This is a genomic window from Mycobacterium sp. ENV421, from assembly GCF_002887815.1.
In the GTDB taxonomy this organism is placed as follows: Bacteria; Actinomycetota; Actinomycetes; order Mycobacteriales; family Mycobacteriaceae; genus Mycobacterium.
In genome coordinates, this window is sequence record NZ_PDHO01000002.1 from 329413 (window position 1) to 343702 (window position 14290).

The following is a 14290-nucleotide window of genomic DNA, read 5'->3' on the forward strand; positions in this document are numbered from 1 at the left end:
CGTCTCAGGCAGGTCGGGTGTGGCCGTCTCCCCAGACGATCCACTTGGTTGACGTCAATTCGGGCAAACCCATCGGGCCGCGGGCATGCAGCTTCTGGGTGGAGATGCCGATCTCGGCTCCGAAGCCGAACTGCTCGCCGTCGGTGAATGCCGTGGAGGCGTTGACCATCACCGCGGCGGCGTCCACACGTTCGGTGAACCGTTGCGCCGCTTCGAGATTGGTGGTGACGATCGCCTCGGTGTGCCCGGTGCCGTAGGTGTTGATGTGCTCGATGGCGGCGTCGAGGCCGGCCACGGTGGCCACCGCGATGTCCATCGACAGGAACTCCGCCCGCAGGTCATCCTCGGTCGGGTTGTCGTGGACGGTGACGCCGGCCCGACTCAGGGCGTCGACCAGGCGAGGTAGCGCGGTGTCGGCCAGCGCCTGGTCGACCAACAGGGTCTCGGCCGCATTGCAGACGCTGGGCCGACGGGTCTTGGCGTTGAGGATGATTCGTTCAGCGACGTCGATGTCCGCGGCGGAATGCACGTAGACGTGGCAGTTGCCGACGCCGGTTTCGATGGTCGGCACCGTGGCATCGCGCACGACGGCGTCGATCAGGCCGGCGCCCCCGCGCGGGATCACCACGTCCACCAACCCGCGGGCCTGGATGAGGTGGGTGACGCTGGCGCGGTCGGCGCTGGGCAGCAGCTGGACCGCGTCTTCGGGCAGGCCTTCGGCGGCCAGGGCGCCGCGCAGCGCGGCGACGAGCGCGGCGTTGGAGTTGGCGGCCGAGGAACTGCCGCGCAGCAGGACGGCGTTGCCGGATTTGAGGGTGAGTCCGAAGGCGTCGACGGTCACGTTGGGCCGGCCCTCGTAGACGATCCCGACGACTCCGAGCGGGACCCGCTGCTGGCGCAGTTGCAGCCCGTTGGGCAGGGTGCGGCCGCGCAACACTTCACCGATCGGGTCCGGCAGCCCGGCGACCTGACGCAGGCCGGCGGCGATGCCGTCGATGCGCTGCGGGTTGAGTGCCAGCCGGTCCAGCATGGCCTCCGCGGTGCCCGCCGCACGTGCGGCGTCGAGGTCGGCGGCATTGGCGGCCAGGATTGCATCCGCGTGGGCCAGCACGGCGTCCGCGGCGGCGTGCAGGGCGCGGTCTTTGATGGTGGTGGTTAGCGTGCCGAGGGTGCGTGAGGCGACCCGCGCCCGGCGGGCGGCGTCGTGAACCTGACCGCGCAAGCCCTGGTCCACGGACGGTGCTTCGACACTCATTCGCCCAGGATATCGGTCTCCCGACCAACCGGCAGGTGGGGGCTAGCGTGGACTCCGTGACACGAGTGTGCGTGGTGGGCAGCGTGAACGTCGATCAATTCTTTCGGGTAGCCGCGTTGCCGCGGGCCCGCGAGACGGTTCTGGGCTCGTCGGTGGTGACCGCCCCGGGCGGTAAGGGCGGCAACCAGGCGGTGGCCGCGGCCCGCGCCGGCGCCGATGTGCAGTTCGTCGGAGCGGTCGGCACCGACCGGGAGGGCGATGAATTGCGGACCCATCTGCGCGCGAACGGCGTTCGCCTCGACGGTGTTGAGGCGTTGTCGGTTGCCAGCGGCCGGGCTGTCATCCTGGTCGACGACCACGGCGAGAACATGATCGTGGTGGCGCCCGGAGCCAACGGGCATCTGACGCTCAACGCGGCTGCCCGCGCCGTCATCGCGGACTGCGACGTGCTGCTCGTTCAGTTGGAGGTGCCGGTCGCGACGGCTGTGGCCGCCGCCCGGGAGGCGCGCTCCGTCGGGGCCACGGTGATGGTCAACGCCTCCCCGGTCAGCGCCGACCAGGGACTGGCCGAGCTGGCCGATGTCACCGACGTCGTCATCGTCAACGAGGCCGAGGAACCGCACTGGCGTTGGCCGACAGAACATCTCGTGGTGACCCGCGGTTCCCGCGGCGCGACGTACCGTGGGCCGCACGGCGCTGTCGACGTCCCCAGTCCCGAGGTCGAGGCGATCGACACCACCGGCGCAGGCGACGTCTTCGCGGGCGTGCTCGCCGCCAGCTGGGCAAGCGGCCGTGACCGCGCACTACGGCGGGCCTGCGCCGCGGGGTCGCTGGCGACACTGATCGCCGGCGCAGGCGATTGCGCACCACGCAGCGAGGCGATCGACGACGCCCTCACCCGGTACTGAATTCGTTACGGTTGGGGCGATAGTGTGCACTCGATGACACACAGCGACAGTCCGCGGCCGCCCGAGGGCGACTGGCTCGGCACCCCGTTCCTGAAATTCACCCGGGAGGGCGCGTTCGGGGTGTGCACCCTGGACCGCCCCGAGGCGCGCAACGCCATGACGCCGGCGATGTACTTCGGCATCAAGTACGCGGTTAACCACGTCGCGGCGGACCCGGACCTGGCCGGTCTGCTGATCACCGGCACCGGCGACGTGTTCGCCCCCGGCGGGGACATGGGCGGCGGCGGGGTGGACAACTGGCTCACGTTCGGGGCGGCGCTCGGCATGGACGCGTTGCCGTTCGACACGCTGCGGCAGTCCGCCAAGCCGGTGGTGGCTGCCGTCAACGGACTGTGTCAGGGCGGCGGGCTGCAGATCGCACTGTGCGCCGACATGGCGGTGGTCAGTGACCGCGCGACGTTTCGCGTCCCCGAGCTCTACCGCGGGATCGCCGACACCTACTACAGCCAGATGCTGGCCCGGCTGATCGGCCCGGTCCGGACCCGCGACCTGATGTTCACCGGCCGCACGCTGACCGCCGACGAGGCGCTGGATTGGGGCATGGTCGCCCGGGTGGTTCCACACGACGCACTGGCCGAGACGGCACGGGACATCCTCGCCCAGTGCTGCCGCACCGCTCCGGTCGCGCGTTCGGTGGTCAAGTCCAGCATCGACAACTATCTGGGGCTGTACGACCGGATCGGCATGCAGCGCAGTCTCGGATCGCCGGAGTCCATCGAAGGTTTCATGGCGTTCAAGGAACGCCGGTCGCCAGACTGGGTGCATCCGGATCTGCGCATCGACGGCAGGCTGTAGTTCAGCCTGTCGCGCGGAGACGATTGCTGCCGGTGATCAGTCCTCCGGGATCTCCTGCTCGATCTCGGCAAGCCAGATCCGCGCCGACATGTCCGACGGCGCTCGCCAATCACCGCGCGGCGACAGCGATCCGCCGTGCGACACCTTGGGCCCGTTCGGCAGTGCCGACCGCTTGAACTGACTGAACGAGTAGTAGCGCTGCACAAAGACACTCAACCAATGCCGAATCTCCTTGAGCGAGTAGGCCGGACGCTTGCCTTCGGGGAATCCCGGCGGCCAGGCTCCGCCGGCCGGATCGCTCCAGGCGTGCCAGGCCAGGAACGCGATCTTCGACGGCCGGAAGCCGTATCGCAACACCTGAAACAATGAGAAATCCTGCAGCGAGTACGGGCCGACCTTGGCTTCGCTGCTCTGGATCTCCTCGTCCTCACCGGTCGGCACCAGTTCGGGGGTGATCTCGGTGTCGAGGACCGACTGCAGAATCTCGCCGACCTCATCGGAGAACTCTCCGGACGAGATCACCCACCGGATCAGGTGCTGGATAAGGGTTTTCGGCACTCCGCCGTTGACGTTGTAGTGTGACATCTGATCGCCGACACCGTAGGTCGACCAGCCCAGGCCGAGTTCGGAGAGGTCGCCGGTACCCAGGACGATCCCGCCGCGCTGATTGGCGATCCGGAACAGGTAGTCGGTGCGCAGCCCTGCCTGCACGTTCTCGAAGGTCACGTCGTACACCTTCTCGCCGCGGGAGAAGGGGTGACCGATCTCCGTCAACATCAGCGTGGCGGTGTCTCGAATATCCAACTCGGAGAACGTGACTCCCAGCGCCTGCGACAGCTTGATCGCATTGCTCTTGGTGCGCTCACCGGTCGCGAACCCCGGCAGGGTGAACGCCAGGATGTCGCTGCGGGGCCGGCCTTCCCGGTCCATGGCCCGGGCGGCCACGATGAGGGCGTGCGTCGAGTCCAGGCCGCCGGACACCCCGATCACGACCTTCGGATAGTTCAGTGCCCGCAATCGCTGCTCGAGACCGGCGACCTGGATGTTGTAGCCCTCGTAGCAATCCTGCTCCAGGCGAAGCGGATCGCTCGGCACGAACGGAAAGCGCTCCACCTCGCGCATCAATCCGATGTCTCCACTCGGCGGGTCGAGGCGGAACCCGATGCGCCGGAACGCCTTCAACCGATCCTGATGGTGGCGACGATTGTCGTCGAAGGTGCCCATCCGGAGCCGCTCGGAGCGCAACAGATCCAGGTCGACATCGGCGACCGAGCGTCGCTCCCCTTTCGGAAATCGCTCGGATTCGGCCAGCAGACGGCCGTTCTCGTGGATCATCGTCTGGCCGTCCCACGCCAAATCGGTGCTGGACTCCCCCTCGCCCGCCGCGGCGTAGATGTAGGCAGCCAGGCAGCGCCCCGACGCCGAACGGGCCAGGAGCTTGCGGTCCTCGGCCCGGCCGATCGTGATCGGGCTACCGGATAGGTTCGCCAACACCGTCGCACCCGCCAGAGCTGCCTCGGCGCTCGGCGGAATCGGGACGAACATGTCCTCGCAGATCTCGACATGCAACACCAGCCCGGACACGTCGTCGGCGGCGAACAACAGGTCCGGACCGAACGGCACGTCGACACCACCGATGCGGATCGTGCCCGCCACGTCGTCACCGGCCGCGACCTGACGACGTTCGTAGAACTCGCGGTAGTTCGGCAGATAGGACTTCGGCACCACCCCGAGCACCGCACCGCGGTGGATGACCACTGCGGTGTTGTAGATGCGATGCAGATACCGCAGCGGCGCTCCGACCACCAGCACGCCGAACAGATCGGCCGACGCCGCGACCACCTCGAGCAGGGCGTCTTCAACGGCGTCGAGCAGCGAGTCCTGCAGCAGGATGTCCTCGATCGAGTAGCCCGACAAGGTGAGCTCGGGGAACACCGTCACCGCGACGCTGTCGTCGTGGTTGGCCCGCGCGATCCGCAGCACCGACTCGGCGTTGGCTGCGGGGTCCGCCAGCACCGTGTGGTGTGTGCAGGCAGCGACCCGCACGAACCCGTGCCGGTAGGCGGAGTAGAAATCCATGGCCCTATTGTTGCCCGTCACTCCCGCGGCGGAACGGGAACCACCCGTTCGGACGCCTCCGACGTGTCTTTCGGCCCTGAGCGGGTGGTCGCCGGGACATGTCCAATACCGCGCTGTTGGTGGTTGACATGCTCAACGCCTACCAACATCCCGACGCCGACATGCTCGCCGGCAACGTCACCGACATCGTCGAACCCTTGGCTAACCTGATCACCGAGGCCAGGGACCGTGACGACGTCGAGCTGATCTACGTCAACGACAACTACGGCGATTTCACTGCCGAGCCCAGTGACCTCGTTCGAAACGCCCTGGACGGGGCCCGGCCGGAGTTGGTCCGCCCCATCGCCCCGCACGTGGGTGCCCGGATCATGACGAAGGTGCGGCACAGCGCCTTCTACGCCACCCCGCTGGACTACCTGTTGACTCGGCTCGACGTCGACAAGGTCATTATCACGGGGCAGGTCACCGAACAGTGCATCCTCTACAGCGCCCTGGACGCCTATGTTCGCCACTACTCGGTGATGGTGCCCAAAGACGCGGCGGCGCACATCGATACGGACCTCGGCGCAGCCGCCCTGGCGATGATGCAACGCAACATGAGTGCCGACATCGTCACGGCCGAGAAGTGCCTGCCTTGAGTGATCTCTCGCAACACTGTCATCCCCAGTCGCTACGCCAAATGCGTTGGGCCAACGCCATGCTCAACGAGTTCTCGCCATAAGCGCTAACTAGCTAGCACATCATCGGTGACCTGGGTCACAGGGCTACTCGTGTTGTGGCGCATGGCTTTTGCGGGGTTCCGCGCCGTTTTCGAGTAGCGATCTACGCGCCCCCACCGGTGCCTGCGGTCGTACGTTTGCCCCATGGCCGGAGTTGCCGGCCGACAGATTGGGGGATCGAAATGTCCATACACGCACCTGTCCAACCGACGCCTCGAATCGTCGACACCCGGCCGACCGTGCTCATCACCGAGCACGAAGTCAAGATGCTGACGGCCGCCGCGGCGATGCCGTCCACCAAGGCGGGGCTGCTGCAGCGGTGGCTCACTCATCATCGGGCGGCTACCGAAGCTCGGCACCAGCGCCAGCGGTACTCACCGGTGCACTACGAATTTCTCGAGCATTCGGCGATGGCGCGGGCTATGGAACACCTGTGACCGATGCGACGCAAGTAACACCTGTGCAGACCCGCGCGATTACGCAAGCAGCACCGTCAAACGGGTCGGAGGAAGCGTGCGTCGTCGATGGAAGGCCGCTTGCGGCGCCGCGCTCCTGGTTGTCGCCACGCTGATCGGCGAGGTTGTGCCGGCTGCCCACGCCGAGCCGGTGGCCGCGGCCAAGGACTTCTCCAATCCGGCGATCGTCATTCTGGGTTACGGCCTGCTACCCGACGGCTCGATGCGAATGATCCTGCGACGCCGGGTGCTGACCGGGCTAGCGGTCGCTCAGATGTACCCGCACTCGCCGATCATCGTCACTGGCGGTAACCCGCAGAACGGCGTGACCGAAGCCGCCCAGATGCGCCGGATGCTGTTGATGCTGAACTTTCCGGACAGCCGGATCATCGTCGAGGACCGGGCCAACAGCACGGTGCAGAACGCCCAGTTCTCGGTGCCGCTGGCCAAGAAGGCCGGCACCTCGGGCATCATCCTGGTGACGTCGTCGACTCATCAGGGTCGTGCTGACGGCGATTTCGTCGATGCCGGCGCCAATCTGCTGGCCACCGTGAGCTATCCGGACGGCAACCCGACGCTGAACATCACGCAGTTCGCTCACGACGTATTGAGCCCGCTCACCAACTTCGGCTAGCCCGCCTACTCTGGAGGGCGTGGAAAGCCCCGAACTGGTCTCGTTGTTGGCGGGCCGGCGTGTGGCCGTGCTCACCGGTGCCGGGATCTCCACCGACTCGGGCATTCCCGACTATCGCGGCCCGGATTCGCCGCCGGCAAATCCGATGACGATTCGCCAGTTCACCTCGAGTCAGGCGTTCCGGCAGCGTTACTGGGCGCGCAATCATCTGGGCTGGCGCCACATGGCCCAGACCATGCCCAATGCCGGGCACCGGGCGCTGGCCCATCTGGAGCGCGCCGGCGTGGTCACCGGCATCATCACTCAGAACGTCGACCTGCTGCATACCAAGGCGGGCAGCCGCAATGTCATCAACCTGCACGGCACCTACGCGCACGTGGTCTGCCTGGACTGCGGGTACACCATGTCGCGCGCGGCGCTGGCCGACGAACTCGAGGCGGCCAACCCGGGATTCGCCGAACGCGCCGAACGGCTCGGCGGTATTGCCGTCGCCCCCGACGCGGACGCCATGGTCACCGATACCGAGTCGTTCCGGTTCATCGACTGCCCGTCGTGCGCTGGCATGCTCAAGCCCGACATCGTCTATTTCGGCGAGAGCGTGCACAAAGATGTTGTGGCCCAGGCGTATTCACTGGTCGACGAATCCGACGCACTGCTGGTGGCCGGGTCCTCGCTGACGGTGTTCTCCGGCTACCGGTTCGTGCGGCACGCCGCCGCGACGGGCATGCCCGTCGCGATCATCAACCGCGGGCCCACGCGCGGTGACGCGCTGGCCACCGTCACAGTGGACAGCGGCTGTTCGCCGATGCTGGCGCTGCTGGCCGACGAACTGTCCGGCCTGACCTCCGCGACCTAGACGGCCACCAAGTCGTCGGTGTGCACTGCGGGACGGCGCATTTCGGCAGGCAGGTCCGAGGTCGAGCGGCCGATCATGGTGGTCAGTTCACCGGCGTCGTAGGCCACCACCCCGCGGGCGACCATGTCCCGGGTGATACCGGACACCAACGTTTAGCGGCGCCGCTGGGTCACGTTCAATCTCCGCTTCCTTGACCAGTCGAACGCGAGAGCCTCCAGTACGAACCATCGCAGTTGCTGTGAACTGTTTGGAAAACCGCTGGCTATTTGTGCAATATTTAACGCCGCCGACATTTCGGCGTATGGCAGAGATATCGGGAGGAACCGATAGTGGGCGCTGGTCGGAATGTGGGTCGCGTGGGAGCTTTGGCCGTCGCGTTGGGCGTCGGGATGGGCATCTCATCAAGCCTGGCCTTGGCCAATGCCGATACCAGCGGGCATGGATCCACCTCGGCGGGGTCGGAGGCTCCCGGACACTCCAAGAGCACCGGCCAATCGTCCCGGCCCCAGAAATCCGGTTTGACCGGCACACGAGGCAAGGACACCACCGCAGCCAAACGCAGTGGACACTCCGATCGCACCTCACGGCGCGCGACTCGTTCCGCTCCCACAGGGTCAAACATAAACCGCACTCCAACCGAATCAACGACTTCCTCGTCGGCGTCGACCGCTGACGAAGCCCCGTCCGCGCTGTCAGAAGCGGCGTCATCAGCGGCAACCGGCGCAGGACAGGTTACGCCGTCGGCGTCGGCGCCTACGGCCGCGTCCGCGGCCATCGCAATCGATACCAGCACACCGATCGCTGCGGCGACGGCCAGACGGTCGACATCCCCGCTGGCTCCGCTGGCTCGAGTGGTAGTAGGCATACTTCTGTCATTGAGCGGCGCGACAACTACCGGTCCGGCACCGACGAATCCTCTTCAGCGAGCGCTATATTCACTTGCCAAGAGCGTTAGCAATACGTTCGATCCAGCTCCGGGCCCCGGTACCCCAACAGTAGGGACACCTGATCCGGTGACCGGCGCCGTCGCCGGATCGCTGGGTTTTGCCACGGGCAATGGCCTAACGTTCACGGCGACCGACCCTAGCCAGGGCACGGTGACCGTGACTGACGACGGCACCTACACCTACTCGCCGACGGAAGCCGCCCGGCAAGCTGCAACTGGCTCCACCACCGACGCCTTCGTCGCCACCGTGCACAGCGGTCTCTCGACGAGGTCAGTGACGGTGGTGGTTCCCCTCGACCCGGGAACCCCGGTGGCAGGCACGGCATTGGTCAACAGTCCGGACCCGACGACGGGCGTCGTGACTGGCAGTGCGAAGTTCACCGACACTGCTGGACGCTCCGTCACCTACAGCGTTGTCACCACAAGCACCGGCGGCGGAGCAGTCAGCATCGACGCGGCAACCGGCGTATTCACCTACACCCCGACTCACGCACAACGTCTCTCCGACGCGACCGCCGACACCATCGCGGTGACCGCATCGAACGGCGTGCGCACCGCTACCAAGACTGTGACCGTCACGATCCTGGGCACATCGATCAATGAAGCGCCCGTGGCCGGCAATGACGACTTCACAGCCGTAGAAGGCACAGCCATCACCGGCGATGTGCTGACCAACGACTCCGACCCTGACGGAGATCCGCTCAGCGCCGCTCTGGCGACAGGGCCATCCCACGGTTCGGTCAGCGTGAATCCGAATGGGTCGTTCGTATACGCGCCGACTACCAACTACGTTGGTCCCGATAGCTTCACCTACACCGCCACCGACGGCGTCGCGTCGACGCCTGCCACCGTCAACATCACGGTTAAAGAAAACAACACGGGCGGCGTCACGGCCAATCTCGTTGGCTACGTCCCCCCAGTCGACGAAGGCAACAGCGGAACCACAACAGTCCCCCTGACCGTCCAACTCTCCGGCGCGTCGACCCAGACCATCACCGTCAACTACACCGTCGGCAGCGTCCTCGACTCCGCAACCGCCGGCGAAGACTTCCAATCCACCACCGGCACACTCACATTCACACCAGGCCAAACCCAGGCAACAATCCCCGTCACCATCTACGGCGACACCACCTACGAAAACGACGAAACCCTCTACGTCTTCCTCAACACCGCAACCAACGCCATCATCGGCACCACCAACTTCACATCCGTCACCATCAAAAACGACGACACCGGCGGCGTCACGGCCAATCTCGTTGGCTACGTCCCCCCAGTCGACGAAGGCAACAGCGGAACCACAACAGTCCCCCTGACCGTCCAACTCTCCGGCGCGTCGACCCAGACCATCACCGTCAACTACACCGTCGGCAGCGTCCTCGACTCCGCAACCGCCGGCGAAGACTTCCAATCCACCACCGGCACACTCACATTCACACCAGGCCAAACCCAGGCAACAATCCCCGTCACCATCTACGGCGACACCACCTACGAAAACGACGAAACCCTCTACGTCTTCCTCAACACCGCAACCAACGCCATCATCGGCACCACCAACTTCACATCCGTCACCATCAAAAACGACGACACCGGCGGCCCAGCTGCCGTATCAGTCGCCGCAGCTGCCCTATCCAATTCTGCAGTCGAACGCTCGACAGGCACGCGGACCGAAGGTATGGCGTCGGCTGATGCGGCCGACCTGCCGCTCGACCTCGTCTTCAACGGGTTCAACAGTTCTATCGGCTGGGTTCCGTTCGTCGGCACTGTCATCAACGCCGTCAAGATGGCGGTCGACACCCTTGAGTTGGTCACCGCAGCCCTATCACTCGACGCCGGCCGAGTCGGTAACGAAATCGGGCAGATAGTGGCTGACACAATCGGGTTGATTCCCATCGTGGGCGCACCTGTCGCCTCACTGATCTACGACCTTGCTCTCGGCGGCGACGCGCAGCTGGGTGCCCTAGTACGGCAGAGTCTGCAGAGCTACTTCGACACGGATTCGAATTATTCGAAGTACGGTTTCCATTTCGATTCAGTGGATGTGACCCCTACGCTGCTCGGCAACTACTCGGCGGTCGCCAAGGTGAGCACACCTACCCATGAGAGCGTCAGCGTTGCGGTTGACATCACCAATAGTGGGTTTCAGACGGGCTGGTCGATTCCGCTTGAGGGTCGACTAGCGCTGCTTGCCCTGGAATGGAACCTATAGTTCCGATGCATCGGTGCACCGGTGGCCACCGTGGGATCGAGCGAGTGCCATACTTCGGCGACCAAACACGCTCGCGTGGCTAGACGGCCACCAAGTCGTCGGCGTGCACTGCGGGACGGCGCATTTCGGCAGGCAGGTCCGAGGTCGAGCGGCCGATCATGGTGGTCAGTTCACCGGCGTCGTAGGCCACCACCCCGCGGGCGACCATGTCACCGTCGGTATCGCGCAGTTCGACGACGTCACCGCCGAAGAATCGGCCCGATACCCCGGTGATGCCTGCGGCCAGCAGCGACCGGCGCTGCTTGACCACCGCACGGACCGCCCCGGGATCGAGCGTCAATGCGCCGGACGCTTCGGCGGCGTAGCGAACCCAGAATTTCCGCGCCGACATCCGGTCGGGCCGCGGTGCGAACACCGTGCCCACCGATGCGTCGGTCAGTGCGGTTGCGGCGTCGACCGATGCGGCCAGCAGAACCGGAACTCCGGCGTCTGCGGCCAGTAGCGCCGAGGACAGCTTGGAGCGCATCCCGCCGGTGCCCAGCCGGCTGCCTTCACCGGCCACCACCCCGCCGAGGTCGTCGGGCCCGGTCACTTCCGGGATGAAGCGGGCGTCCGACTTGCGCGGGTCGGCGTCGTAGAGCCCGTCGATGTCGGACAGCAGGATCAGCGCGTCGGCGCCGACCAGGTGAGCCACCAGTGCCGAGAGCCGATCGTTGTCACCGAAGCGAATCTCGTTGGTGGCCACGGTGTCGTTCTCGTTGACGATCGCCACCGCGTGCAGTGAGCGCAGCCGGTTCAGTGTCCGCTGAGCATTGGTGTGCTGCACCCGCATCGAGATGTCGTGTGCGGTCAGCAGCACCTGGCCGACGGTGCGGTCGTAGCGGGCGAACGCCGCACTCCATGCGTTGACCAACGCGACCTGCCCGACACTGGCGGCGGCCTGCTTGGTCGCGAGATCGGTGGGGCGCCGGTTCAGCCCAAGCGGCTCGATCCCGGCGGCGATCGCACCCGAGGACACGATCACGACATCGGAGCCGGCCTTCATCCGCGCCTCGATCGCCTCGACAAGCTTCGCCAGCCGACCGGCGTCGAACAACCCGGATTTCGTTGTCAGGGCCGTGGTGCCGATCTTGACGACGACACTGCGCGCCGAACGCACCGCGTCGCGGTACTGGCTCACGCGTCGTCCTCGTGCTCCCGACGGTGGCGGCGGGCCTCCTTGCGCTCGGCCGCCCCGATCCGGTCGTTCTGCTCGAGCCGGGCATCGGTGCCGCGGCCGGTCGGTGTGACGTCGACACCGGCCGGGGTCTGCGGCTCCCAGTCGAAGGTCATGTCGCCGATGGTGACCGCGCAGCCGGGTTTGGCGCCGCGCTTGAGGAGTTGGTCCTCCACCCCTAGGCGGGCCAGCCGGTCGCCCAGATAGCCGACTGCTTCGTCGTTGTCGAAGTTCGTTTGAGCGATCCACCGTTCGGGCCGCACCCCGCGCACCACGAAACCGCCGGGGTTGTGCGGGTCGGCCTCGACGGTGAACCCGGTCTGATCGACCGGGACCGGCCGGATCACCGGGCGGCGCGGCACCACCTCGGGCTGGGCCGCCTGGTAGGCCGCAACCATGTCCCACAGCGCGAAAGTCAACTCGCGCAAGCCTTCCCGACTCACGGTCGACACCTCGAAGACCGGCCAGCCGCGCGCCTCGATGTCGGGGCGCACGAAGTCGGCCAGCTCCCTGGCTTCGGGTACGTCGATCTTGTTGAGCACCACCGCCCGCGGCCGGTCGGCCAGGTCCCCCAGCGTCGTATCGCCTTGCAGCGTCGGGCGATACGCGGCCAGTTCGGCCTCCAGCGCGTCGATGTCGGAGATGGGGTCGCGGCCCGGTTCCAAGGTGGCGCAGTCGACCACGTGCACCAGCAGCGCGCAGCGTTCGATGTGACGGAGGAAGTCCAGGCCAAGACCGCGGCCTTCCGAAGCGCCGGGAATCAACCCGGGCACGTCGGCGACGGTGAACGTGTGGTCACCGGCCGACACGACACCGAGATTGGGCACCAGCGTGGTGAACGGGTAGTCCGCGATCTTGGGTTTGGCCGCCGAGATCACCGACACCAGTGAGGATTTGCCCGCCGACGGGAAGCCGATCAGACCGACGTCGGCGACCGTCTTGAGTTCCAGGGTGAGTTCGCGTTCCTCGCCCTTCTCGCCGAGCAGCGCGAACCCCGGAGCCTTGCGGGCCCGCGACGCCAATGCGGCGTTCCCCAGCCCGCCGCGGCCACCCTCGGCGGCGACGAAACGGGTGCCCGCACCGACCAGGTCGGCCAGCAGCCGCCCGTCGGAATCGAGCACGACGGTGCCGTCGGGAACCTTCACTTCGAGATCAGAGCCGTTGGCCCCCTCGCGGTTACTGCCCATTCCCTGCGTGCCGGACTGCGCCGCGACATGCGGGTGGAAGTGGAAGTCGAGCAGGGTGTGCACCTGCGGATCCACGATCAACACGACGCTGCCGCCGCGGCCGCCGTTACCGCCGTCAGGCCCACCGAGTGGCTTGAATTTCTCCCGGTGAACCGAGGCACAGCCGTTTCCGCCGTTGCCTGCCCGCGCGTGGATCACGACGCGGTCGACGAAACGAGGCATCGGAGCGTCCTTTCAATCGTCGAGTGTGAATCTGATGCGAGTTATGGGTCTGGACCTCGCAGTGGATTCACACTCGCGATCCCAGACCTACTCCGGTCGCGCGGCGCGAACGATGTTGACGGTCTTACGGCCGCGCTTGACGCCGAACTCCACCAGGCCGGGAGCCGTGGCGAACAGGGTGTCGTCACCGCCGCGACCGACGTTCACGCCGGGGTGGAAGTGGGTGCCACGCTGGCGGACGAGGATCTCGCCGGCCTTGACGAGCTGGCCGCCGAAGCGCTTGACGCCGAGGCGCTGGGCGTTGGAGTCGCGACCGTTGCGTGAGCTGGAAGCGCCCTTCTTGTGTGCCATGTCAGATTGCTCCCTGTCGCTACTTGATTCCGGTGACCTTGATCACGGTCAGCGGCTGACGATGCCCCTGCCGCTTGTGGTAACCGGTCTTGTTCTTGAACTTGTGGATGCGGATCTTCGGGCCCTTGGTGTGCTCGAGTACCTCACCGGTGACCGCGACCTTCTCCAGGGCCTTGGCGTCGGTGGTCACCGTGGCGCCGTCGACCACGAGGGCGACGGGCAGCGAAACGGAAGCGCCGGCCTCGACCTCGAGCTTCTCGACCTTGACGATGTCGCCGACGGCGACCTTGTACTGCTTGCCGCCGGTCTTGACGATTGCGTACGTGACCTTATCGCCTGCCATTGTGGGTCCTTCGCTCTTGCTCTGCGGGCGCGCGCTAACCGAAGCTGCGTGCGCGGGT

The 14290-nt window shown here is 66.3% G+C and carries 13 protein-coding genes and 1 pseudogene; 7 read left to right on the forward strand and 7 right to left on the reverse strand.

Translation table 11 applies throughout. The features are described 5' to 3' along the window. Positions 1-4: 4 nt before the first annotated feature. Positions 5-1255 (reverse strand): glutamate-5-semialdehyde dehydrogenase, encoded by a 1251-nt coding sequence (locus CRM90_RS03830; protein ID WP_102805657.1) that lies wholly within the window; start codon positions 1253-1255, stop codon positions 5-7. A gap of 56 nt (positions 1256-1311) precedes the next feature. Between CRM90_RS03830 and CRM90_RS03835 the strand changes: the two genes are divergently transcribed. Both CRM90_RS03835 and CRM90_RS03840 read left to right on the forward strand, forming a co-directional pair. After that, the gene (locus CRM90_RS03835) at positions 1312-2163 is read left to right on the forward strand and encodes a ribokinase (RefSeq protein WP_102805782.1); all 852 of its coding nucleotides are present in this window, start codon (positions 1312-1314) and stop codon (positions 2161-2163) included. A gap of 33 nt (positions 2164-2196) precedes the next feature. Then, positions 2197-3018 carry an enoyl-CoA hydratase/isomerase family protein gene (locus tag CRM90_RS03840; RefSeq protein ID WP_102805658.1) on the forward strand — a complete coding sequence of 274 codons (822 nt, stop codon included), beginning with the start codon at positions 2197-2199 and terminating at the stop codon, positions 3016-3018. A gap of 36 nt (positions 3019-3054) precedes the next feature. On the opposite strand, the gene CRM90_RS03845 is transcribed toward CRM90_RS03840, so the two are convergent. Next, positions 3055-5097, reverse strand: coding sequence for an NAD(+) synthase (locus CRM90_RS03845; RefSeq protein ID WP_102805659.1), 2043 nt, complete (start codon positions 5095-5097; stop codon positions 3055-3057). 98 nt (positions 5098-5195) lie between these two features. Here CRM90_RS03845 and CRM90_RS03850 point away from each other — a divergent pair, with 98 nt between their 5' ends. The 4 genes from CRM90_RS03850 (at position 5196) to CRM90_RS03865 (ending at position 7761) form a co-directional block, all read left to right on the forward strand. After that, the gene (locus CRM90_RS03850) at positions 5196-5735 is read left to right on the forward strand and encodes a cysteine hydrolase family protein (RefSeq protein ID WP_102805660.1); all 540 of its coding nucleotides are present in this window, start codon (positions 5196-5198) and stop codon (positions 5733-5735) included. 263 nt (positions 5736-5998) lie between these two features. Continuing rightward, complete coding sequence (locus CRM90_RS03855; protein ID WP_102805661.1) at positions 5999-6253, forward strand: hypothetical protein; 255 nt, start codon at positions 5999-6001, stop codon at positions 6251-6253. A 76-nt stretch (positions 6254-6329) separates the two neighbouring features. After that, entirely contained in the window at positions 6330-6905 is a 576-nt protein-coding gene (locus CRM90_RS03860) for a YdcF family protein (protein ID WP_102805662.1), read from the forward strand. Between the two features lie 19 nt (positions 6906-6924). After that, positions 6925-7761, forward strand: coding sequence for an NAD-dependent protein deacetylase (locus CRM90_RS03865; RefSeq protein ID WP_102805663.1), 837 nt, complete (start codon positions 6925-6927; stop codon positions 7759-7761). Here CRM90_RS03865 and CRM90_RS03870 read toward each other — a convergent pair. Further along, positions 7758-7886 (reverse strand): annotated as a pseudogene (locus tag CRM90_RS03870) (glutamate 5-kinase); the annotation flags it as partial. The gene CRM90_RS03865 and the pseudogene CRM90_RS03870 overlap by 4 nt on opposite strands. 750 nt (positions 7887-8636) lie before the next feature. On the opposite strand from CRM90_RS03870, the gene CRM90_RS03875 reads away from it, so the two are divergent. Next, positions 8637-10913, forward strand: coding sequence for an Ig-like domain-containing protein (locus CRM90_RS03875; RefSeq protein ID WP_158248980.1), 2277 nt, complete (start codon positions 8637-8639; stop codon positions 10911-10913). 79 nt (positions 10914-10992) lie between these two features. On the opposite strand, the gene proB is transcribed toward CRM90_RS03875, so the two are convergent. The 4 genes from proB to rplU form a co-directional block, all read right to left on the reverse strand. Beyond that, positions 10993-12093 carry a glutamate 5-kinase gene (proB, locus tag CRM90_RS03880; RefSeq protein WP_102805665.1) on the reverse strand — a complete coding sequence of 367 codons (1101 nt, stop codon included), beginning with the start codon at positions 12091-12093 and terminating at the stop codon, positions 10993-10995. Beyond that, on the reverse strand, positions 12090-13538 hold the full coding sequence (obgE, locus tag CRM90_RS03885; protein ID WP_102805666.1) for a GTPase ObgE: 1449 nt from the start codon (positions 13536-13538) through the stop codon (positions 12090-12092). Before obgE ends, proB begins: the two co-directional genes overlap by 4 nt. A gap of 87 nt (positions 13539-13625) precedes the next feature. Beyond that, entirely contained in the window at positions 13626-13889 is a 264-nt protein-coding gene (rpmA, locus tag CRM90_RS03890) for a 50S ribosomal protein L27 (RefSeq protein WP_036344398.1), read from the reverse strand. Between the two features lie 19 nt (positions 13890-13908). Continuing rightward, complete coding sequence (gene rplU / locus CRM90_RS03895; protein WP_102805667.1) at positions 13909-14232, reverse strand: 50S ribosomal protein L21; 324 nt, start codon at positions 14230-14232, stop codon at positions 13909-13911. Positions 14233-14290 lie beyond the last annotated feature (58 nt).

Coding starts and splice junctions, on each gene's coding strand:
- CRM90_RS03830 (WP_102805657.1), bottom strand. CDS start 1,255: ATGAGTGTCGAAGCACCGTCCGTGGACCAGGGCTTGCGCGGTCAGGTT.
- CRM90_RS03840 (WP_102805658.1), top strand. CDS start 2,197: ATGACACACAGCGACAGTCCGCGGCCGCCCGAGGGCGACTGGCTCGGC.
- CRM90_RS03845 (WP_102805659.1), bottom strand. CDS start 5,097: ATGGATTTCTACTCCGCCTACCGGCACGGGTTCGTGCGGGTCGCTGCC.
- CRM90_RS03850 (WP_102805660.1), top strand. CDS start 5,196: ATGTCCAATACCGCGCTGTTGGTGGTTGACATGCTCAACGCCTACCAA.
- CRM90_RS03855 (WP_102805661.1), top strand. CDS start 5,999: ATGTCCATACACGCACCTGTCCAACCGACGCCTCGAATCGTCGACACC.
- obgE (WP_102805666.1), bottom strand. CDS start 13,538: ATGCCTCGTTTCGTCGACCGCGTCGTGATCCACGCGCGGGCAGGCAAC.
- rpmA (WP_036344398.1), bottom strand. CDS start 13,889: ATGGCACACAAGAAGGGCGCTTCCAGCTCACGCAACGGTCGCGACTCC.
- rplU (WP_102805667.1), bottom strand. CDS start 14,232: ATGGCAGGCGATAAGGTCACGTACGCAATCGTCAAGACCGGCGGCAAG.